This window comes from Ruegeria sp. R14_0, assembly GCF_017743975.1.
In the GTDB taxonomy this organism is placed as follows: Bacteria; Pseudomonadota; Alphaproteobacteria; order Rhodobacterales; family Rhodobacteraceae; genus Ruegeria.
The window spans coordinates 1-21,248 of sequence record NZ_JAGHRC010000011.1 but is presented as its reverse complement, the minus strand read 5'-3'; the positions used below and the strand labels follow the sequence as shown (position 1 = coordinate 21,248).

Below are 21,248 nucleotides of genomic sequence, written 5' to 3'. Positions count from 1 at the left end.
ATGACAAAGCCTTGTATCATCTGTGTTGCGATCACCGGGTCATTGCCGACCAAAGCCAACAACCCCGCAGTGCCCATTTCCGTCGAGGAACAAATTGAAAGCACGCAGGCCGCGTTCGAGGCAGGGGCCACGATTTGCCACGCCCATGTGCGCAATGATGACGAAACGCCGTCCAGCGACCCCGAGAAGTTTGCGCGATTGCAAGAGGGGCTTGAGAAACACTGCCCGGGTATGATCATCCAGTTTTCAACTGGCGGTCGTTCCGGGGCGGGCAAAACTCGCGGTGGCATGTTGCCTTTGCGGCCCGACATGGCGTCTTTGTCTGTTGGGTCGAACAACTTCCCGACACGCGTTTACGAAAACCCGCCAGATCTGGTCGATTGGTTGGCTGCAGAGATGGTGACCTACGAGGTCAAACCAGAGATTGAGGCCTTTGACCTGAGCCACATCTTGAAGGCCGCCGAGATGCACAAGAACGGGCAGATCAAAGACACGCCTTATGTGCAGTTCGTTATGGGTGTGAAGAACGCGATGCCAGCTGACCAGGAGGTCTTTGAGTTTTATGTGAAAACAGTCAATCGGCTGTTTCCGGGTGCGCCGTGGTGCGCCGCGGGGATTGGCGCGCAACAAGAGGTTCTGAACCATTGGGCGATTTCTGCAGGCGGCCATGCGCGAACCGGTCTGGAAGACAATGTTCGGCTGGATCGGCACACGTTGGCACCTTCAAATGCAGCGCTTGTCCGGCGCACCGCCGATATCTGCACCCGGTACGACCGTCCGGTCGCGACGGTTGAACAGGCGCGGGGCATTTTAGGGCTGAAAGCGGTGGCTCAAACCTGTTGAGAACATGCGGTGCGGCTGTTGTGGGAACAGGGCTCTATTCCAGAATCCCTGCGGGCTATTTTGATACAACCTGCCTTTTCCGACTGGGCGGCTTGAGGACTCAAGTCGCGTGGGATGCCTTTCGGGGTCACATATCCCAAGGTGGCTTTGTGCCAATTTCCGCAATCAGGAAGTCCATGAATACCCTCACTTTTGGGGATAACACGTTGGATTTTGGATAGATCAGCCACAAGACATTATCCTCTGCCGCCTCATATTCCGGCAGCACGCGCGTTAAGCGGCCAGACTTTAGTTGGTCATGCACACTCCACTGAGCGTTCAAGGAAATACCGGCCCCGGCCAGCGTGGCGCCAACCTGACTTTGGCCGTCGTCGATAATCAATTGACCTTTGGCAGACGCGGGATCGAATACGGCGTTCTCGCCCGCCGGTCCGATCAGCGGGCGGGGTTGGCGATTTTGAAATGCGATCAGGTTATGGCTGGTCAGGTCCGCAGGCGTTGCAGGCGTGCCGTGTGCGGCGAGGTACTGCGGCGAGGCACAAAGAATACGTCGGTCATCGGCCAATTTGCGGCCCTTCAGGCTCGTGTCGACCAGTGGCGCGTTCCTGAGTGCAAGGTCATAGCTGCCGTCGATAAGGTCGAATTGTACATCCGAAAGACGCAGGTCGAGCGTAAGGTTGGGGTGCCTCTGAAGGAACCCCGGCAAGATCGGCACGATGTACAGTTGCGCGAAGGTACTTGGCGCGGCAAAGCGTAGAGTGCCTTTGATCGTTGTCATTTGCTTGCCTAGGGCGGCAAGTGCGGCCTCTTCCTGCGCGATGATCTCGCGCGCGAAGGGCAGGAAATCGGCTCCTTCGACTGACAGGGACACTTTGCGCGTGGTGCGGTGCAAAAGTTCGGATCCCAATGTCTGTTCCAACTTGGCGAGTTTTGCGCTGGAAACAGCCGGAGCCATGCCCAAACCGCGCCCCGCGGCGCTGATGTTCAGCAATTCCGCAGCCCTTACAAATAGTCGAAGCGCGTCTGTATCAAGGCCCATTATATATGAAATCCGAATTATTAATCTCTGATTGCCCAGTTTATCTGTAATTGAATTGAAGTTAAATCCCTTTCATGAACGAAACAGGGCATAGGCACGAGGCGCAAATGACACGGATCGCCACAGTCAATTACCATGTTCACAAGCCCTTTCGGCAGGCCTTTGAACTTGATGCCGGAGGGATTGCAGGCAATCTGATTTCCCCCGAATTGGCCCCTACAACCGTTTCGCTGACGGACAATCGCGTGACGAATAGGCCGGTCTCATTTGCATCTGATGCCGTTGAATTCACATCGCTGAAAACGAAGGTTCGCGACTTTGCCGGTGATGACTGGAAACAGGCATACAATACCGAGCTGACGGGGACGCTGGCAGACAAGCTAGGGGCACAGGAGATCGTGATTTTCGACCACACCGTCAGAACAGATGATCCTGATGCAACGCGCAAACCGGCGCGCAATGTCCATAGCGACTACAGCAAGGACGGAGCCGAAAAGCGCCTTGTCGATCTGTTGGGGGTCGAGGTCGCTGCTGAATGGGCACGGGGCCACTATGCCTTTGTGAATGTATGGCGACCTGTGGAAAAACCGATCAATTCGGCGCCCCTGGGCTTTGTTCGCCCGTCCTCGGTAGACCCGTCTGACTGGGTTATGTTGGATCTGATCTATCCTGACCGGAAAGGGCAAATCATGGGGTTGGTGGAAAACCCGGCTCATGAGTGGGTGTATAGGTCCAAAATGACGCCGGATGAGGTCGCGGTTTTCAATATCTATGACAACCAAGGGCTACCATCGATTGCACATAGTGCGCTCGATATGGTCGAGGATCCAAGCGTCACGACCATTCGCAAGAGCATCGAGAGCCGCACTTTGGTGCGTTACTGAAGGGGGTGGAAATGTTGGATGAAATGCAACCTGCCGAGTTTGCCCAGATAAACGTGGCCTACAACCGTGTGTTCCGTCCCGGGCACCTGAGCGTTGGTCTTGTGTTGCCGCTGGAATCCTACGCAGTCGGCGCAGAGCCAACGCTGCGGGGTCATCTGGAGGCGGCGAAAAAGGCAGAAGATCATGGCTTTCCAGCACTTTGGTTGCGCGACGTGCCATTCAATGTTCCAAGCTTCGGCGATCCCGGACAAGTCTTTGACCCATTTGTCTATCTGGGTGCGCTGGCTGCAACGACTGACCGGATTGCGCTGGGAACCGCGAGTGTGATCCTGCCGTTGCGCCACCCTGCCCATGTGGCCAAGGCCGCCGCATCAGCGGATGTACTGTCGGGCGGACGGTTGCTTTTGGGTGTTGCTTCCGGCGATCGGCCCGAAGAGTACCCGGCGATGCACCAGAGCTTTGACGACCGGGGGGCTCGTTTTCGCGACAGCGTCGACTACATCCGTGCAGTTGGATCGGACTATCCTAGGCTTGAAAGCGCTCAGGGCACATTGACTGGTGGGATCGATCTCTTGCCAAAGCCGCATGGCGCGCGACTACCAATGCTCATCACTGGTGGCAGCCAGCAAACACCCGATTGGGTGGCGCAGAACGGGGACGGTTGGATGACCTATCCGCGCAATGCGGCGGCTCAGGGACGGGTCATCGCGGATTACCGGCGGCGTGTGAAGGCGGCGGGTCAACCGGATAAGCCCGTCATGCAATCGCTTTATGTCGATGTTGTTGCCGAGCCTGCCGCACCTCCGCGCCCGATCCACCTTGGGTTTCAGTCTGGCACCGATTTCCTGCGCAGCTATCTGCGCGAGATTGAAACGCTCGGGATCAATCATGTCGCGCTGAATCTGAGGTTCAATCAAGCCCCCATCGACGAAACCCTCAAACATCTGGCGGACGTCGTGCTGCCCGACTTTTCCTAAAGGAACATGCAGATGACCAAGACTATTCTAATCACGGGTTCAACTGACGGCATTGGCTTGCTTACGGCAAAGAAACTGGCCGCCGAAGGGCACCAGGTGCTGCTTCATGGACGTAGTAAATCCAAATTGGAGAGCGCGGCCGCCGAAATCGGCGGGGATGTCGAAACCTATGTCGCGGATCTGAGTGATCTGTCTGCGGTTCGAGAGCTGGCAGAAAACGTACGAGCCAAACATGACCACCTGGATGTGTTGATTAACAACGCTGGTGTGCTGAAAGCTCCGAAAACGGTGCTTGAGAACGGGCAGGACGTCCGCTTTGTCGTGAACACCCTCGCACCTTACCTTTTGACCGAGTTGCTGCTGCCGATCATCCCTGTCGACGGGCGCGTCGTGAACCTGTCATCCGCCGCGCAGGCCCCGGTCAATATCCGTGCCATGCAGGGCAACGTCCCGCTGGCGGATATGGAAGCCTACGCGCAAAGCAAGCTGGCGATTACCATCTGGACCCGGGAATGGGCAAAACTGCTATCCGATGCGCGGGTCATGGTCGCAGTAAACCCAGGGTCGCTCTTGGCGTCAAAGATGGTGAAAGAAGGTTTTGGCCTTGCGGGCAACGACATGAACATCGGCGCTGATATCCTGATTGATGCGGCATTGGGTGAACGGTTCGCTGACGCGTCTGGTGCCTATTTTGACAATGACAGCAGAGCATTCTCAGATCCGCACGCGGCCGCGCTCGACAAAGGTCACGCAGCCGACGTCATGAACGCGATCAGAGGGATGATCGGCCAGCCGGACTGATCCAAGCGGCGCGCCCGCCCAATCCATACAGCTTTAGTAACCTCCACTCCTCACGCGTTCCGCGTCGAGGCCCAAGAAAGGACTGCCTGATGAAATACGAGAACTTTCAGACCTTTGACGTAGCCGTCGAAAACGGTATCGCCACGGTGACATTCAACTTTGGCTCTGTGAACGTACAGGGTCAGGAAATGCTGGCCGATCTCAACAGCCTGGCCATGCGGTTAGAGCGGGACCGCGATACCAAGGTCGTGATCTTCCAGTCTGCCAACCCGGAAATCTGGGTCTGCCACTACGATACCGAACTGCTCAAGGACATGTCGACCGAGGCCGTGTCCCGCGAAGATGCGCACCTTTTGGACCTCCAATCGGTTTGCGAACGCATCAGCAAGGTGCCACAGGCCACCATCGCAAAACTGGAGGGGTTTGCACGCGGCGGCGGGCACGAATTGGCCCTGGCGCTCGATATGCGCTTTGCCGCACGGGGCAAGTACAAGTTCATGCAGATGGAGGTCGGCATGGGTATCCTGCCTTGCGGTGGCGGCGCTTCGCGCATGGCGCGCCAAACCGGTCTTGGCAAAGCGCTTGAGATCATCCTGAGCGCGCAAGACTATGACGCGCATGATGCCGAGCGCCTGGGGACCATCAACAAAGCACTGGAGCCGGATGAAATCGGCCCTTATGTGACCGCGCTGGCCGAACGGATCGCAAAATTCCCGGCCGAGTCGATCAATGCCTGCAAGCAGATGGTATATGAATCCATCGACAAGCCCATCGATAAGGCGCTGAAGGCCGAAGCTTATTGGCTTTATCAGGCCTCCAGCAAAACGCCTGCCGTCAAACGGTTCACCATTGCGGATGAACAGGGTCTGGAACACGACATCGAAAACCAGCGCAATTGGGGCGATCTGGTGATGCAGGTTCAGGACATCAACTAACCCCAACCCGTGGAATTCGTCGGGGTGCCTGTCGTAAAAACGCCCCGACTTCAGGTGAGAATAGGAATAATCCAATGAAAGCAATGCTTCTGAATAGTTATGGGCCTGAAGCGCAGTTTGAAACCTCGGTAATGCCCGACCCGGTCGCGCCATCGGGGCATGTAGTTGTCAAAATGGCCGCCACCAGCGTCAACACCGTTGATACGATGATCCGAACGATGGGCGCAGACCTGCCTTTGTCCCCCGCATTACCTGCCGTGCTTGGCATGGACTTTGCCGGTACGGTCGTTGCGCTGGGCGACGGCGTGACAGATTTCGCAATAGGCGATGAGGTGTACGGCTGCGCGGGTGGTTTGATGGACCTGCCTGGGGCGCTGGCAGAGTACATGAGTGCGGATGCTCGTTTGATTGCGCACAAACCCAAGTCGCTGACCATGCGCGAAGCCGCTGCGCTGCCGCTGGTCGGTATTACTGCCTACGAAGGGCTGACCCGTGCAGGTGTTGGCGAGGGGCAGACTGTGCTGGTTCAGGGCGGTGCTGGCGGCGTTGGACATGTCGCCGTGCAACTTGCCCGTCACTTTGGTGCAAAAGTGTCCGCGACGGGTCGCGGTGCTGACCAGATGGCCCTAATCGAAGGACTGGGCGCGCGCGCCTTGGATTTCACGACACAAAAGGTCGAAGATTATGTGGCTGACCACACAGGTGGGGTGGGTTTTGATATGGTGTTTGACAGCGTCGGCGGGCCAAACATGAAGAACTCGTTCGAGGCGGCAAAGCTCAACGGCCAAGTTGCCTCGACTGTCGCGATGGTCGAGATCGATTTGACGCCAGCGCATTTCAAAGGCCTGTCTCTGCATGTTGTCTTTATGCTGATCCCAATGATGCACAATTTCGGGCGGCAAACTCACGGAGATATCCTGAGTGTTTTGGCGGGCATCGCAGATGCCGGCGGGCTCAAGCCGATCGTGGACGAGCAAAGGTTCGGGTGGTCCGATGTGGGCGCAGCCTATGCTCACCTGACGAGCGGTTCGGCCGTTGGCAAAGTCGTCATAGAGCTATGATCTGGTTGATCGTGGTGCGCGCATTTTGATTGTGCGCACCAAACCACCAACGAATTTGGGCATTTTCCCTTGGTGGTCTTGCATGCGACTTGGTCCGCAGACCAGCAGACAAAAGGCAATGAAACCCAAGCAAACCTAATGTCAAATCAGCGTCATTTTTGTCGGGATTGGCGCAGTTTTGGTCACAGTTACGCTCCTAGTCTTGATCTAAACAGGGAGAATTGCTCCCGCGATTAGAGAGATCGAAATGAATACTCGCCCATTGGAGCACATCCGGGTTCTGGATTTTGGACAATACTTGGCTGGACCGCTTGTTGGTATGATGCTGGCCGATATGGGGGCGCAAGTGATCCGCGTTGATCCGCCCGGTGGGCCCAGGCTGAAAGAGCCTGCGACTGACATGCTGTCACGTGGAAAAACCGCTGTTACACTGGATCTTGAAACGCGAGCGGGCCTAGCCACCGCACAGGATCTGATCGCCCGATCGGACGTGGTGATCGAGAATTTTCGCCCTGGCGTTATGCAGCGGTTAGGGCTTGGACCGCAGGACCTGCGTGCGATTAACCCACGTATAGTGTCGCTGTCGCTGCCCGGTTTCGCATCCACGGACCCGGCGCTGGCCGATCTTCCCGCTTGGGAAGCGATCATTGCCGCCCGCACGGGACAATTCACCGACATGGGATTGAACCGCCGCCTGATGGGGATCAACCCCTCGTTCACACCTTTGACCTTGGCTTCGGCTTACGGATCGGCGTTTGGGGCCATGGCGGTTCAATTCGCGTTGCTTGCCCGCGACGATAATGGCGGCGAGCATATCGAGGTGCCGCTGGCCTCGGCGTTGCTGGAAGGGCTTGTCTACAATTGCGAGCAGATCGAAGACTATCCTGATCGCTACAAATCCCCGCGCGAAGTGGAACTGGATCGACGCTTCGCCGAAGGGTTGCCGATGGATCTGAGCTTTGCCGAGTTGGAAGAGTTTCTCGACCCGTTCTACCGCACTTATACCTGCGCTGACGGGCGCGGTTTCTATGTCGTTGCGGGCAGCGTGAAGACACACCCGCGTCGTGTGCTAGAGACGTTGGGACTAAGACAACTGGCCGACGAGCTGCCCGATTTCGACGCCTATCTGGACAAAGCTGAATGGCCGGACGAATGGTCGTTGCGGAATTACCCCGTGGGCGACAAGGACCGTGAGCGCGTATCTTCGGCAATAAAAGCAGCGTTTCTGACGCGTCCTTCGGGCGAGTGGGAGGCGCTGTTTGGTGCGGCCAAAGCACCGGCCACCGCCCAACGATACAGTCAGGAATGGTTGGCCGACCCACATGCCTTGGCCTCGGGATTGGTCGTTGAAGTGGAGGATCCGCGCCACGGAAAGATGCGACAGATGGGCAATGTAGCCTGGCTTGCGGGCGACGCGGCGGCAGTCGATAAGCGTCCAGGCGCTATACCAGACAGCGCGCCGATTGCGGATATTCTGGCCGAGCCGAAACGATCGGGCGTCGTCGGCACAGGAACCAGAGGCTGGCTTGACGGGCTGAAGGTTCTGGATCTGACCAACGTGATCGCTGGGCCCACCATTGGCTCGACCCTTGCCCGGTTCGGAGCCAAGGTGACGTCTGTCCAGCCCGTTGACCCTTCGGTTGACCCTTGGAACACCGTGGTTTTTGGCTTGCACGCCCACCGTGGGAAAGACAGCATTCTGTTGAACCTGCGTAGTGAGGATGGACAGGACGCATTGCGCCGTCTGATTGCTGAAAGCGATGTCATTACATTGAATGGGACGGACGAACAGCGCGATGCGCTGGGTTTGGACGAGGCGCGATTGGCCGTACTCAACCCGCGTCTGATACTGGTCCAGCTGGATGCCTTTGGCGGCCCGGCGCGTGGTCCAAAGTCGGACCACCTGGGCTATGACGACCTTGCGCAAGCGGCGACCGGGGTCATGGTCCGATTTGGGGGCGGCATGCAAACGCCAGAAGAACACGCTCATTTCGGAACCATTGACGTTCTGACCGGATACTGCGCTTGTGTCGCGCTGGGGGCTGCGCTGCTGCGACTGGAACGTACCGGCAAAGGCGGTATTGCCCGGGCGGCTTTGGCGGGTGCTGGCAATCTGATCCAGGCACAGCTGATGTACGATTTTGACGGGCGCGCGCCCTTTGACGAACCCTCGGGCAGAGAGGCGCTGGGCTGGGGGCCGTTCTATCACTGCTACCGGGCGGCGGATGGCTGGATGTTTTTCGCCGCGCCGACGGAAAAGCAGGGCGCTTTGCGTGCGGTTGCCGAGCTTACGGACCTAGCTGATCTGCCCGACGGAAGCTTGACCGGATCGCTGGCCGAGCGTTTCGCCACGCGCCCCGCTGCATATTGGGCTGATGCCTTTGCCGGCTCTTCGTCCACGGTGATACCGCTCGGGTCGTTGCACGAGACACGCGACGCGGCTTTGCAACTTGAAAGCAAAGGCGAGGTCGATTTGAACTGCAGCACGTTCAGCGCCATCCGCCATGATCAGCATCCGATGGGCCGCTGGTGCGATCTGGTTGCGCCCAACGCGGTGCGCCCCTCCAAGGCAAAGATCACCATTCCACGCCCGATGCCAAAATATGGTGCAGATACCCGTCGGATTCTTCTGGAATTGGGCTTCTCCGAGGATCGTATCGCGACCATGATCGAAACCGGTGCGGCCAGCGAAAGCTGGTCGGAAAAGTACCTGCCGGAATAGTTGAAAATGACGTCTTCAGAAGGACCATCGCCCGCCACGACACCCCGCACCCGCGCCAAGGCGCGGCATATCGTCGACAACTATTACATCGGGCCAGCTCGGGACGAAGCTGTGCTGGAGATCTGGGGCTACACGCCCCGCATGACCTATGCGCCGGGCGAAAACGTGGCGCTGCATGTTTCGACCACTGCCGAGAAATGGGACTTTGAAGTCGGTCGTGACGGACTGGTCTATGAGCCGCTATTGCGGCAGGAAAGTTTGATTGGATGTCATCAGGAGACACCCGATGATTGTTCGGTCAAAGGGTGCGATTGGCAGGTCAGTCATCAGTTAACCATCCCCACAGACTGGCGCCCCGGCGGGTACCTGATCACACTATCCGCTGAGCGGGACGGCGATCGTGTCGAGGAGCATCACCTGATCCTAATCCGTAGCCAAATTAATACCCCATTACCGCGTATGGTGTTGATTTGCGCCACGGGTACCTGGCTCGCCTACAATTGCTGGGGCGGCTCGAACCATTACGAGGGGATCACCGGACCGGAGGGGAACGCGTTCTCGCCAGTGGTCTCGACCCAACGCCCTTGGAGCCGCGGCTTTTGTAAACTTCCAAACGGTGCGCCTCGGGCCGTACCCGAGGCGCCTCATACCCCCGGCAACATAGTGCGTTACCCATATATGGAGTGGGCCTATGCCTATGGCTATTCAAAGAAATACGCGTCTGCAGGCTGGGCCAGCTACGAACGGCATTTCGCCCGCTGGCTCGAGGCGGAGGGGTTCGAATTTGATATCGCCACGCAGCATGATCTGGAAGCCCAACCTGATCTTCTGGATCGCTACAAATGCGCGGTCTTCGTTGGGCATGATGAGTATTGGTCTGCCAACATGCGACGTTCAGTGGACCGCTTTACCGAGAATGGGGGCAGAGTGGCGCGGTTTGCGGGGAACTTCCTATGGCAAACGCGTATCGAAGATGAGGGGCGCACTCAGGTCTGCTACAAGTACCAGGCCAATCAGGACCCGTTATTTGGAACGGATCAAGAGCATCTGGTCACCGCCGCATGGGAAGTCCCCCCGGTCAATTGGCCCGGGGCGGAAACCTTTGGCGCGAACGGCCTAAAAGGAGTCTACGCAGGGTTAGGGCGCTGCGTGGGGCAGGGCAGTTGCGGTTTCACCGTGTACCGGCCCGATCACTGGGCGCTGGCAGGAACCGAGCTGGGATATGGTGACCAGCTGGGGGCCGGCGCACGCATATTCGGTTACGAGGTGGACGGGGTAGATTACAAAATGGAGGATGGCCTGCCCTTTGCCACCGGAAAAGACGGTGCAGATCCGAACCTGGTGATCCTGGCGATGGGCTTGGCGACAAACATCGAACCTGACCACGGGACTTGGGGTGAGACCATATACATCGGTGACGAGGACGCGCGGTTCAAAGCTGCGGCGCAATTCGGAGCTGTTACGCCAGACAATCTGGATCGCAGCAAGCGCGGAAACGGCGTTATCCTGCATTGGCGACGCGGCAAGGGAGAGGTTTTCACAGCAGGCACATGCGAATGGGTCATGGGCCTGATTTCCAAGGACCAACAGGTAGAGCGGATTACCCGAAATGTGCTGAACAGGTTTTGCACTACGGATTGATCAATGAAACAGGAGTGTGGCGGTCCAAGGTGCCCCAGGCGGCGTTCCGTCGTCCTCGATTCAATGCCACAGTTCTTGTTGTGTCAGTGCGCGAGCTCGCGCTTTCTCTCAGGCCAGAACTCGTCAACGATCACATAGGCGACAATCACAAAAAAGGCGGCGCTTGCGACCTGCAGTACACGCGTGATGCTTTTGACGTCCGCTTCGTCCGAAAAAGGTGCAATCGACCCGCCGTACACGATCAGAACCGTTGTCAGCGCTGATCCGGCGGCTGCAGCGAGCGGGATTTTTGATTTTCCCAGTGCTCCAAGTGAGAAACAGACGAACAAACTCAACAAAATGGGTGTCAGGATAACCGGCGCGATCACGTTAATCTCGTAACAGACGATCGACACCGCTGCCCCAAGCAGGTTTGCTGTTAGCATGGATTTGGCGACCGTTTTCCCCATCGACGGCATTGCCGCCAGTTGTTGGCTCAAAAGGGCGACAAAGAACAGAACCAACAAGGCTGACGCGCCGGACACAAAAAAAGCCATGGCAAATGGAACCGTCACCAGGGACATTCTGACGATCCGCCGAAAGGGGTCATAATCTGGTGGCGCGTCAGCTTTCTTCTGAGCGGCTGTCTGAGGTTCCGCCGGTATCAACACAAACATCAGAGTCGATATGAAACCTGCAAACAGCAGGTTCAACGGTATCCAGAACACCAAAACCAGCGCCAAATCCTGCGATTGCAAAACAAGGTTTGGGATCATCAACGCCCCCATAAGGGCTATGACGCCGGGCAAGACACCGGCCCCGGAAACGGACCATGTGAAAGACAGGATGATCCCGATCGCTACTAAAATCAGAAAGACCACCGGGTAGGGCGCAAATACCGACGACAATAGAAACGCGATGAACATCAATCCTATTGAGAAAACAAACAGCTTTCCGAATGCCGCCAACGGCAGCGCGGCGGGGGCCTGAAGGAACAGCGCTGTGAAAACCGCCCCCACAACCGCCAACGGCCACCCTAGAAACAAGCCCAAAGCAAAAACGCCGGTCACCCCCAGCGCGAGCCGAAAAATGGATTTTTGGTCCTCAGTAGGCATAGGACAGGATTGAGACCAAACGGATATAGGTCCGACCAACCACGTTCAGCAGGGAATTGTCGCTCAGGTACATGATCACATCGGCCTGCCCATTGAGTTGAAAGCGCAGATCGTCTTCGGCGCTTCCGGCCTCATATCCCGGCAGGACGATACGAACCGGGAACCGTTCTGGCTCGCGCAGAAACCCTTTAGTGCTTGGCGGGCTCGCCAACTGGCCGGGTTCATCTCCGCCACTCAGGGATACAGCCGCGCTGAAGCTCTCGATCACGCCCGGAACAATCTGGCCCGGATGCATGTCCAGAACGACGTCGACAGGAGACCCCACCGCAGCCCGGCCGAGGTTGTTTTCGGTAAAGTAAGCCTCGATCCAAACGTCTGTTGCATCTAGGAACGTCAGCAGGTCCTGACCAGATCGCGCATAGGTTCCGGGGGCAATCAGCAGATTGGATATGACACCAGTTGCCGGAGCGCGCAGTTCCGTCCATTCAAGGTTCAGCTCGGCATCTGCCAATGCCGCCAGGGCCCGCTGGATTTTTGGGTTTTTAATCCCGTCGTCGCCCAGTCTCTGCTTTGCCTTTTCAAGATCCGCTTTGGCGTTCTCATAGTTTGCCTCAGACTCTGCCAGTTGACCCCGGGCATCATCGGCCTTCGAGACGGCGATCAATCCCTTCTTTTCCAGCGCAAAAACGCGCTCGGTCTGAATGCGTATCGTGTCCAGATCACTCTGAGCCCGCGCCAGCTTGGCTTGTGCGGCCCTCACCTCGGCCGAGGATGCGCCCACCTCCTGCGTGGCTGCTTCAAGATCAGCTTCAGCCTTGTCGCGTTCAATTTCGTAAGGCCTGGAGTCGATCCGAACCAGAACATCTCCGGCCGAGACGACCTGACCGTTTTCGACCAGTACCTCGGTCACTGTTCCGGTGACCTGTGGCACCATCTGGGTCGCAATGGCTTTTACGCGGGCGTTCCCGGTAAACGGCGTTTTTCGATCGGCGACCAGGTACCAGACCAGAAAGACAAGAATGACGGCCAGAGTGGTCCAAATGGTCTTTCTCATTTCGCCGCTCCTTCGGCAGCACTATCGGCCTCTGCGGGGGCGTCGATCCAGACTTTGAACAGCTCATAAAATACAGCGAACAGAACCGGGCCCATGAAGATGCCGATCAATCCGTACGCCATCATGCCGCCAAGAACGCCAATGAGGATGACGAGCATCGGAGTCTCAAGCCCTTTCGAGATGAACACAGGCCTTAGGAAGCTGTCCATGATCGTGACCGGAACGGCCAGAATGGTAAAGATCAGCGCTGTGCCACCGGACATTGTGCTCCAAGCGTAAATGATCACGGGCAAAAGAACCAAGCCGGGCCCGATCTGGATGATCGAGAGGATCAGACAGATAAATGCCAGCGTGGCGGCCGAGTTGATCCCGAACAGCGCCAGCAATATCCAAACGACGACCGCCTGAATTGCAGCCACACCGATCACACCCTTTGTCACATTGCGGATCGTCGCGCCAGCCAGTGTCACGAATTCGCCGCCACGGGGCGCAAAGACCCGGTTGGCAAAGCGCTGAAGGCCTTGCACCAGACTGGGCCCAGGGCTGAACAGTGCGCCCATGATCAAGACGGACAGGGCCAAGGCTAAAAGCCCAAGTCCGATGCTCAGCACCCGTCCGAACAGGGATTTGGTGACTTCAAGAATCTGTGCGCCATATTTGGCAAGCGCGCCATCCAGGTTTCTTTCGAACAAGCCCCAGACTTCCGCAATCTTGTTGCCGACCAACGGCAGTTCATTGAGGCCTTCAGGTGCCGGCGGGATTTTCAGCTCACCCTTGTCTGCCTGTTCCGCAAATTCTGACCCAAGTTCCGCGGCTCCGGATACCGCCGTTGCGACTGGCCCCAAGGTCAGAACAAGGCCCAGCAGGACCAGTATCGTAGTGGCGAGTTTCTTGCGCCCGCCCAATTTGGACTGCAGCCAATCGAAAACCGGATAGAGTGCAACGCACAGGATCGTCGCCCAAATGACCACGCTTGCCAGCGGCGCAACCATTACCAAAGCGCTGTAGAGGAATAAGCCGAGAAACAGCAATCTTATCGCGAGATCTACAATCTTCGCGTCCTGGGTCTTTTCCATACCATCCCTCCAGTGTTTGTTTTCTGAATGTTACACTCAAAAAACACGATATGTATATTATATATATTGTAGAGGGCGCTAGCTCCCTGAACACACGCATTATGCCCGGCCGCGGCGCTGAACTGCGCAGCCGATGGAGGGTCTAAGTGTGAACGCGTTTCGGATTTATTTTTCGGCTTTTTCGTCGTCCTGGGACAGGATCGTGTCCGCAACTGTGGTTGCTGCGGTCACGAAAATGCCGAGGCCAACGATGATATACACCATCGTAAAAATTTTCCCTGCTGCCGTTTCAGGTGAAAAGTCGCCAAACCCTACCGTCGAAATCGTCACGACCGAGAAGTAAATGGAATCGAGCCAGCTCCATCCTTCGACATAGTGATAGAAGATCGACGCCCACAAGATCATGCCCGTCGTAAAGGCCAGAAGTCCCTTCACCCGGCCATCTTGCAGCGCGACGCCTATCCCTCGGGTTATTCTGGTTAATGAGTTCATAGCACCATTCTTCCGATTGATGCATCAACACATAGCATTTGGTGAATTAATTCGGAAGTATCCGGTTTTCCGGACTTTTTAGTTCACCCGACCTGCTGTGGGTAGAAAGTTTGAGGCTCTATCGGCATGCCGCTGAATGGTCGAATAAGCGCGAGCTGCGGTTTTGGCTCAACCCTCAGCACCCGTTTGGGGTCCTGCTTTTGTCAGTGGTCTTTGGAAGTCTCAAGCAAACAGCTACTCTAGCGACACCCACAAAACCCGCGCGTCTTCCTTGCTGGTCGAAAGGCAGCCGTGCCCCATGCCGCTGTCGTAATACAGCGAGTCACCGGCCTTCATCGGCAAAGGTCGATAGTGTTCCGAGACAAAGATCAACTCGCCGCTGATAACGTACATGAACTCTTCACCGGTGTGCCGGATCCAGTTTTCAAATTCGGATACATCGCGCGCTTTTATCGTGGCGATGTAAGGCAGCATCCGTTTGCTGGTCAGTTCAGGGCACAGCAACTCGTGCAAATAGGTGGATGTGTCTCGCATTTCACCCGCACCCTTGGGCGTGAAATCGCGACGTCCTGATATGCCGGTCTGACCCGATTGCAGGAACAATTGCGGAGTGCTCATGTCCAGCGCCTGCGTCAGCCTTCGGACGATATCGAAGCTGGGGCGCGTCTGGTTGTTTTCGATCTTGGAAAGCGTCGAGCGACCGATTCCCGCGGCCCGCCCCGCTTCTTCCAAGGTCCACCCTTTTGCCCGGCGCGCGTCCCGGATCGATCGCCCCAAAGCCGCGCCTTCGTCTTGATCTTCCGGTCCGATGGCGTCGTTCAGATTGTCATCGGTCATAGAAATCTCCCTGATTTTCCGCAGGTTACCTATTTCCCCATACTTAAACAACTTCACAAATTCGAGATATCCGTTGCCATAAGGGATCGAATTCCACTATAGGAAACAAAATTTCGTACTTGGGATTCGAGTATGGAGGAGGAAATCTTGTTTACAAAGCCGCTCATGGATGCAGATCCCATTATCGCCGCATCGGTTGATCGTGAAGGCAAGCGTCAGGCCGAGCAGATCGAGCTTATCGCGTCCGAGAACATCGTCTCGCAGGCAGTGATCGATGCGCAGGGTTCCGTACTGACCAACAAATACGCCGAGGGTTACCCCGGCCGCCGCTACTATGGCGGTTGCGAGTACGTGGATGAGGTTGAGGTCGAAGCGATCGAGCGCCTCAAGAAACTGTTCGGCTGCGAATTCGCGAATGTTCAGCCACACTCTGGTGCTCAGGCGAACGGAGCCGTCAAACTGGCGCTGCTCAGCCCCGGCGATACGATCCTTGGCATGTCACTGGATGCCGGTGGTCACCTGACCCATGGTGCCAAGCCAGCCCAGTCCGGGAAATGGTTCCACCCGGTTCAATATGGCCTGACGGAGGAGGGGCTGATCGACTACGACCAGGTCGAAGCATTGGCCAAGTCTGAAAAGCCCAATCTCATCATCGCGGGCGCATCAGCCTATTCACAAAAGATCGACTTTGCGCGGTTCCGCAATATCGCTGACGAGGTTGGCGCTTGGCTGCTGGCCGACATGGCCCATATCGCAGGTCTGGTTGCGACCGGTCTGCACCCTTCTCCAATCGGTCATGCACATGTGGTTACCTCGACCACTCACAAAACCCTGCGCGGGCCGCGCGGTGGGATCATCCTGACCAACGACGAAGCGCTGGCGAAAAAGATCAACTCGGCCGTGTTCCCGGGTTTGCAGGGTGGTCCTCTGATGCATGTTATTGCTGGCAAGGCCGTTGCCTTTGGCGAGGCGCTCAAGCCTGAGTTCAAGGAATACATGCAGCGCGTTGTCGACAGCGCGACGGCTTTGGCAAACGTCATGATGGCGCGGGGGTGTGACATCGTTTCGGGTGGTACTGAAAACCACCTGATGCTGGTCGACCTGAGGCCCTTGGGCGTGACCGGCAAAGACGCCGAAGCCGCGCTGGAGCGTGCCGGGTTCACCTGCAACAAGAACAGCGTGCCGCATGACCCGGAAAAGCCAACGGTCACCAGCGGAATCCGTCTGGGTACCGCCGCGGGCTGCAGCCGCGGGTTTGGACCGGAAGAGTTCAAGCAAATCGGCCACTTGATCGGCAACGTACTGGACGCTTTGGCGAACTCTTCCGAGGGGGACGCGACCGTCGAAGCCGAAACCCGCGAAAAAGTGCGCGCCCTGTGCGCCAACCATCCGATCTACTGAAAGAACAACCAATGAGCATCTACGACCTTATCGTCATCGGGGGTGGCCCCGGCGGATACGTCGCTGCAATCCGCGCGGCCCAGCTAGGCATGAAAGTGGCCTGCGTGGAAGGACGCGGTGCTCTTGGCGGAACCTGTCTGAATGTGGGGTGTATACCCTCCAAAGCGCTGCTGACCTCCTCGGCCAAGTATGCCGAACTTGCACACCTCTCCTCCCATGGCATTGCGGTCGAGGGGGCCAGCGTTGATCTGAGCGCGATGATGGGTCGTAAGGACAAGATCGTCGGCGATCTGACCAAGGGCATTGGTTTTCTGTTCAAAAAGAACGGTGTCGAGTTGATCGAAGGGTGGGCCAGCATTCCTGCGGATGGTCAGGTCAAAGTTGGTGATGATGTCTATGAGGCAAAGAACATCCTGATCGCGACCGGTTCCGAGCCCACTCCGCTGAACGGGATCGAAATCGACGAACAGGACATTCTCAGCTCGACCGGTGCGATCGCGCTGGATGCGGTGCCCGAACATCTGGTTGTCGTCGGTGCCGGGGTTATCGGACTGGAGCTTGGGCAGGTCTGGGCCCGCTTGGGTGCCAAGGTCACCGTGGTCGAATACTTGGATCGGGTTCTACCGGGAATTGACGGCGAGATCGCGAAACTTGCGCAGCGTGCCCTGTCGAAGCGCGGGCTGAAGTTCCAGCTTGGACGCGCCCTGAAAACCATCGACAAGACCAATACCGGGTTGACGCTGACACTGGATCGGGTCGGCAAAGACAAGGAAGAGGTGATTGAGGCCGACAAGGTCCTGATCGCCGTCGGACGCCGACCTGTAACGCGCGGGTTGGGGCTGGAAGAACTGGGGATAGCCCTAGACCCGCGCGGCTTTGTTCAAGTCGACGGTAGCTTCCGCACATCGGTACCAGGCATCTACGCGATTGGGGATTGTATCCCGGGTCCAATGCTGGCCCACAAGGCCGAAGAGGACGGCGTTGCCTGTGTTGAGATGCTGGCCGGGGAGGCCGGTCATGTCGACTACAACACCGTTCCCGGCGTTGTTTACACGGACCCCGAAGTCGCCTCGGTCGGCTTGACCGAGGAAGCCTTGAAAGAGACTGAAACCGAGTACTCAGTTGGCAAGTTTGCTTTCATGGCCAACTCACGCGCGCGGTCGACCGGAGAGACGGACGGCGCGGTCAAGGTACTTGCTGACCCCAATGGTAAAATCCTCGGCGCGCATATCTGTGGTGCCCACGGTGGCGATCTGATCGCCGAGCTTGTTCTGGCCATGACCAAAGGCGCAACTGTCGCCGAGGTTGCCGCAACTTGCCACGCACACCCGGCAATAGGTGAGGCGGTCAAAGAGGCCTGCCTTGACGCCCTGGGCCGCGCAATTCACGCATAAGAGGGAAACGCCAGATGACCATCCAGCTTCGCCCCCGGCACCCGGAAAAGGCCAAAAAGGCAGACAGCGTCATCCCGCGAAAGCCGAAATGGATTCGCAAGAAAAAGATCGACGGGCCTGAGTACTATGAAACCCGCCGCCTGATGCGCGACCACAATCTGGCGACGGTGTGCGAAGAGGCTGCATGCCCCAATATCGGCGAATGCTGGTCCAAGCGCCACGCCACCATGATGATCATGGGCGAGGTCTGCACGCGGGGGTGTTCCTTCTGTAACGTCGCCACCGGACGCCCCGACGCGCTGGACGCGTTTGAACCGGGCCGCGTGGCGGCTGCAGTGAAAAAGTTGGGCCTGCGCCATGTGGTCATCACGTCGGTCGACCGCGATGACCTCGCCGACGGAGGTGCCGAACATATTGCCCAAACCATCCGTGCCGTGCGTCACCAGAATCCGGGCACAACGGTAGAAGTTCTGACCCCCGACTTTCTGGGCAAAGGGGACGCAGCTGATCTGGTCTTTGACGCTGCCCCCGACGTATTCAACCATAATCTGGAAACCGTTCCGCACCTTTATCCAACGGTGCGCCCCGGTGCGCGCTACTACACCTCGCTGCGGTTACTGGACGATGCCAAGCGCGCCAGGCCTGAGATTTTCACCAAATCCGGCCTGATGGTTGGCTTGGGCGAAAGCCTGAATGACGTGCGGCAGGTTATGGACGACCTCCGCGCGGCACAGGTCGATTTTCTGACCGTCGGCCAATATCTGCAGCCGACTGCGAAGCATCATCCGATCGACCGGTTCTGGTCACCCGAAGAATTTGCCCAACTGGAACAGATCGCGCGTTCCAAGGGCTTTGTGCACGTGTCGGCGACCCCGCTGACCCGTTCGTCGTTCCATGCGGACGAAGATTTTGCCGCCCTCAAGCAGGCCCGTCAGCGGGCCATCGCCGCCGGGGCATAACCAAACGCAAATGGGAGGGAAACCATGGAAGCGTTAAATTCAATCGTAGGGGCCATAAATGGCGTCGTGTGGGGGCCGCTGATGCTGGTTCTCATTCTGGGCGTTGGCTTCTTTCTGCAGGTGGGGCTTAAATTTATGCCGATCCTGCGCATTGGCACAGGTTTCAGCCTGCTGTTCAAAGGCCGCGAAGGTCAGGGCGAGGGCCAGATCAGCCCGTTCAACGCGCTGATGACTTCGCTGTCGGCGACCATCGGTACGGGTAACATCGCCGGTGTGGCCACTGCTGTCTTCCTGGGCGGTCCGGGTGCATTGTTCTGGATGTGGATGACCGCCCTGGTGGGCATGGCCACCAAATATGCCGAAGCTGTCTGCGCGGTGAAATATCGTGAAAAAGACGAGCTGGGCAACTATGTCGGCGGCCCGATGTACTACATCAAGAACGGCCTCGGCGCGAAATGGGCCTGGCTGGGCGTAGCGTTCGCTCTGTTCGGCGCAATTGCGGCCTTCGGCATCGGCAACGGCGTCCAGGCCAACGGTGTGGCGCAGGTGCTGGAATCGAACTTTGGTGTGAACACCTCGGTCACCGGTATTGTTCTGATGGTCCTGACCGCAGCCGTTATCCTAGGCGGCATCACCCGCATCGGCGCAGTTGCCGGTAAGCTGGTTCCGTTCATGGCGATCGCCTACATCATCGCCGGCCTGCTGGTGCTGCTGATCAACATCGGCAATATTGGTCACGCTCTGTCGCTGGTCTTCACCTATGCCTTCACCCCGTCGGCAGCCGAAGGCGGTTTTGCAGGCGCTGCAGTCTGGGCCGCCATCCGCTTTGGTGTGGCACGTGGTGTCTTCTCGAACGAGGCCGGTCTGGGTTCTGCTCCGATCGCGCATGCCGCAGCCGAGACAAAAGGCCCGGTCAACCAGGGCCTGATCGCGATGCTTGGTACGTTTATCGACACCATCATCGTCTGCTCGATCACCGGTCTGGCAATTATCTCGACCGGCGCATGGACGTCGGGTGAATCCGGCGCGGCGCTGACCTCGCTGGCCTTTGCGACCTCACTGCCGGGCGGCGGTCACTTGATCGCAATCGCGCTGTCGATCTTTGCCTTCACCACAATCCTCGGCTGGTCGTTCTACGGCGAGAAATGCGTCGAGTTCCTTTTGGGTGTCAAATCGCTGATGCCATATCGCGTGCTTTGGATCATCGCGATTTACTTCGGCGCAACTGCGGATCTGGGTTTCATCTGGCTGCTGGCGGATACGCTGAACGCTATGATGGCAATCCCGAACCTGATCGCCCTGGCCCTGCTGAGCCCGATCGTCTTCAAACTGACGAAAGAGTTCTTTGCATCGAACGGTCAGTCCGAAGAACCCGGCGGCAAGCCCGCCGAATGATCCGGTCCTGAGACAAACGGGGGGCCGACTCGGCCCCCCTGCTTAGAAACAAATTTCATATCTCTAGGAGAGACGAGATGGCCACGAAAATTCTGCTGCCGATTGACCACACTGACGACCGCTCGTGGAAGAACGCCCTGCCGCTCGCGCTGGAACAGGCCAAGTTCTATGGCGCGGAGCTGCACACGGTCGCCGTCATCCCCGAGATTATCCAGCTGCCGAACCTGCCCGCCAACTATGGCGCAGGCGCGAAAGACCACGTGCGCAATGCAGTGCAGGCCATTCTGGATCACGCCAATGCCTCCGACGTTCCTGTGCATGTCGAAGAAGGCAGCGTTTACCGCGAAATCCTGAAGCTCGCCTATAAGGACGGCTTCGATCTGATCGTTATGGCGTCGACCAAGGGCGATTTCCCGAACTATGAGATTGGCCCGAACCTCGCCCGTGTCGTGCGTAACGCGCATTGCACCGTCATGGTCGTTCGCGACCAGTCTCGCTGATTGAAAGGCTAGAATTATGACCGAATTGAAACGCACGCCATTGTACGACTTGCATGTTGAGTTGGGCGGTAAGCTGGTTGATTTTGCTGGGTGGGAGATGCCTGTTCAGTATCCTTTGGGGATTATGGGTGAGCATAAGCAGT

The 21,248-nt window shown here is 57.6% G+C and carries 19 protein-coding genes and 1 pseudogene; 14 read left to right on the top strand and 6 right to left on the bottom strand.

What is annotated here, in order from left to right; genetic code table 11:
* On the top strand, positions 1 to 843 hold the full coding sequence (locus J7416_RS20970; protein WP_209227518.1) for a 3-keto-5-aminohexanoate cleavage protein: 843 nt from the start codon (positions 1 to 3) through the stop codon (positions 841 to 843).
* Positions 844 to 970: 127 nt separating this feature from the next.
* Here the strand turns inward: J7416_RS20970 and J7416_RS20965 are convergent, their stop codons facing one another.
* Positions 971 to 1,882 carry a LysR family transcriptional regulator gene (locus tag J7416_RS20965; RefSeq protein WP_209227516.1) on the bottom strand — a complete coding sequence of 304 codons (912 nt, stop codon included), beginning with the start codon at positions 1,880 to 1,882 and terminating at the stop codon, positions 971 to 973.
* Between the two features lie 107 nt (positions 1,883 to 1,989).
* Here J7416_RS20965 and J7416_RS20960 point away from each other — a divergent pair, with 107 nt between their 5' ends.
* From J7416_RS20960 to J7416_RS20930, 7 genes are all read left to right on the top strand, one after another.
* Positions 1,990 to 2,766: a CmcJ/NvfI family oxidoreductase gene (locus J7416_RS20960; RefSeq protein ID WP_209227514.1), complete on the top strand. Its 777-nt coding sequence runs from the start codon at positions 1,990 to 1,992 to the stop codon at positions 2,764 to 2,766.
* An 11-nt stretch (positions 2,767 to 2,777) separates the two neighbouring features.
* Positions 2,778 to 3,743 carry an LLM class oxidoreductase gene (locus J7416_RS20955; RefSeq protein ID WP_209227512.1) on the top strand — a complete coding sequence of 322 codons (966 nt, stop codon included), beginning with the start codon at positions 2,778 to 2,780 and terminating at the stop codon, positions 3,741 to 3,743.
* 12 nt (positions 3,744 to 3,755) lie between these two features.
* Positions 3,756 to 4,544 (top strand): SDR family NAD(P)-dependent oxidoreductase, encoded by a 789-nt coding sequence (locus J7416_RS20950; protein ID WP_209227510.1) that lies wholly within the window; start codon positions 3,756 to 3,758, stop codon positions 4,542 to 4,544.
* Positions 4,545 to 4,633: 89 nt separating this feature from the next.
* On the top strand, positions 4,634 to 5,479 hold the full coding sequence (locus tag J7416_RS20945) for an enoyl-CoA hydratase/isomerase family protein (protein ID WP_209227508.1): 846 nt from the start codon (positions 4,634 to 4,636) through the stop codon (positions 5,477 to 5,479).
* A 74-nt stretch (positions 5,480 to 5,553) separates the two neighbouring features.
* Positions 5,554 to 6,540 (top strand): zinc-dependent alcohol dehydrogenase family protein, encoded by a 987-nt coding sequence (locus J7416_RS20940; RefSeq protein ID WP_209227506.1) that lies wholly within the window; start codon positions 5,554 to 5,556, stop codon positions 6,538 to 6,540.
* Positions 6,541 to 6,787: 247 nt separating this feature from the next.
* Entirely contained in the window at positions 6,788 to 9,262 is a 2,475-nt protein-coding gene (locus J7416_RS20935) for a CoA transferase (RefSeq protein WP_209227504.1), read from the top strand.
* A 6-nt stretch (positions 9,263 to 9,268) separates the two neighbouring features.
* Complete coding sequence (locus tag J7416_RS20930; protein WP_209227502.1) at positions 9,269 to 10,903, top strand: N,N-dimethylformamidase beta subunit family domain-containing protein; 1,635 nt, start codon at positions 9,269 to 9,271, stop codon at positions 10,901 to 10,903.
* A gap of 83 nt (positions 10,904 to 10,986) precedes the next feature.
* On the opposite strand, the gene J7416_RS20925 is transcribed toward J7416_RS20930, so the two are convergent.
* From J7416_RS20925 to J7416_RS20905, 5 genes are all read right to left on the bottom strand, one after another.
* Complete coding sequence (locus J7416_RS20925) at positions 10,987 to 11,997, bottom strand: DUF2955 domain-containing protein (RefSeq protein ID WP_280636879.1); 1,011 nt, start codon at positions 11,995 to 11,997, stop codon at positions 10,987 to 10,989.
* Positions 11,987 to 13,051, bottom strand: a complete 1,065-nt coding sequence (locus J7416_RS20920) for an HlyD family secretion protein (RefSeq protein ID WP_209227498.1) — start codon at positions 13,049 to 13,051, stop codon at positions 11,987 to 11,989. Before J7416_RS20920 ends, J7416_RS20925 begins: the two co-directional genes overlap by 11 nt.
* Positions 13,048 to 14,127 (bottom strand): AI-2E family transporter, encoded by a 1,080-nt coding sequence (locus J7416_RS20915; RefSeq protein WP_209227496.1) that lies wholly within the window; start codon positions 14,125 to 14,127, stop codon positions 13,048 to 13,050. Before J7416_RS20915 ends, J7416_RS20920 begins: the two co-directional genes overlap by 4 nt.
* A 165-nt stretch (positions 14,128 to 14,292) precedes the next feature.
* Positions 14,293 to 14,619 (bottom strand): potassium channel family protein, encoded by a 327-nt coding sequence (locus J7416_RS20910; protein ID WP_209227494.1) that lies wholly within the window; start codon positions 14,617 to 14,619, stop codon positions 14,293 to 14,295.
* Positions 14,620 to 14,853: 234 nt separating this feature from the next.
* Complete coding sequence (locus tag J7416_RS20905; RefSeq protein ID WP_209227492.1) at positions 14,854 to 15,456, bottom strand: XRE family transcriptional regulator; 603 nt, start codon at positions 15,454 to 15,456, stop codon at positions 14,854 to 14,856.
* A gap of 132 nt (positions 15,457 to 15,588) precedes the next feature.
* On the opposite strand from J7416_RS20905, the gene glyA reads away from it, so the two are divergent.
* The 6 genes and pseudogenes from glyA to gcvT all read left to right on the top strand — a co-directional run.
* On the top strand, positions 15,589 to 16,857 hold the full coding sequence (gene glyA / locus J7416_RS20900) for a serine hydroxymethyltransferase (protein ID WP_209227490.1): 1,269 nt from the start codon (positions 15,589 to 15,591) through the stop codon (positions 16,855 to 16,857).
* Between the two features lie 11 nt (positions 16,858 to 16,868).
* On the top strand, positions 16,869 to 18,251 hold the full coding sequence (gene lpdA / locus J7416_RS20895) for a dihydrolipoyl dehydrogenase (protein WP_209227488.1): 1,383 nt from the start codon (positions 16,869 to 16,871) through the stop codon (positions 18,249 to 18,251).
* Positions 18,252 to 18,265: 14 nt separating this feature from the next.
* Positions 18,266 to 19,210, top strand: a complete 945-nt coding sequence (gene lipA / locus J7416_RS20890) for a lipoyl synthase (protein WP_209227486.1) — start codon at positions 18,266 to 18,268, stop codon at positions 19,208 to 19,210.
* Between the two features lie 24 nt (positions 19,211 to 19,234).
* Positions 19,235 to 20,605 carry a sodium:alanine symporter family protein gene (locus tag J7416_RS20885; protein ID WP_209227484.1) on the top strand — a complete coding sequence of 457 codons (1,371 nt, stop codon included), beginning with the start codon at positions 19,235 to 19,237 and terminating at the stop codon, positions 20,603 to 20,605.
* 77 nt (positions 20,606 to 20,682) lie between these two features.
* Positions 20,683 to 21,105, top strand: coding sequence for a universal stress protein (locus J7416_RS20880; protein WP_209227482.1), 423 nt, complete (start codon positions 20,683 to 20,685; stop codon positions 21,103 to 21,105).
* A gap of 16 nt (positions 21,106 to 21,121) precedes the next feature.
* Positions 21,122 to 21,248: pseudogene (gene gcvT, locus J7416_RS20875) on the top strand (glycine cleavage system aminomethyltransferase GcvT); the annotation flags it as partial.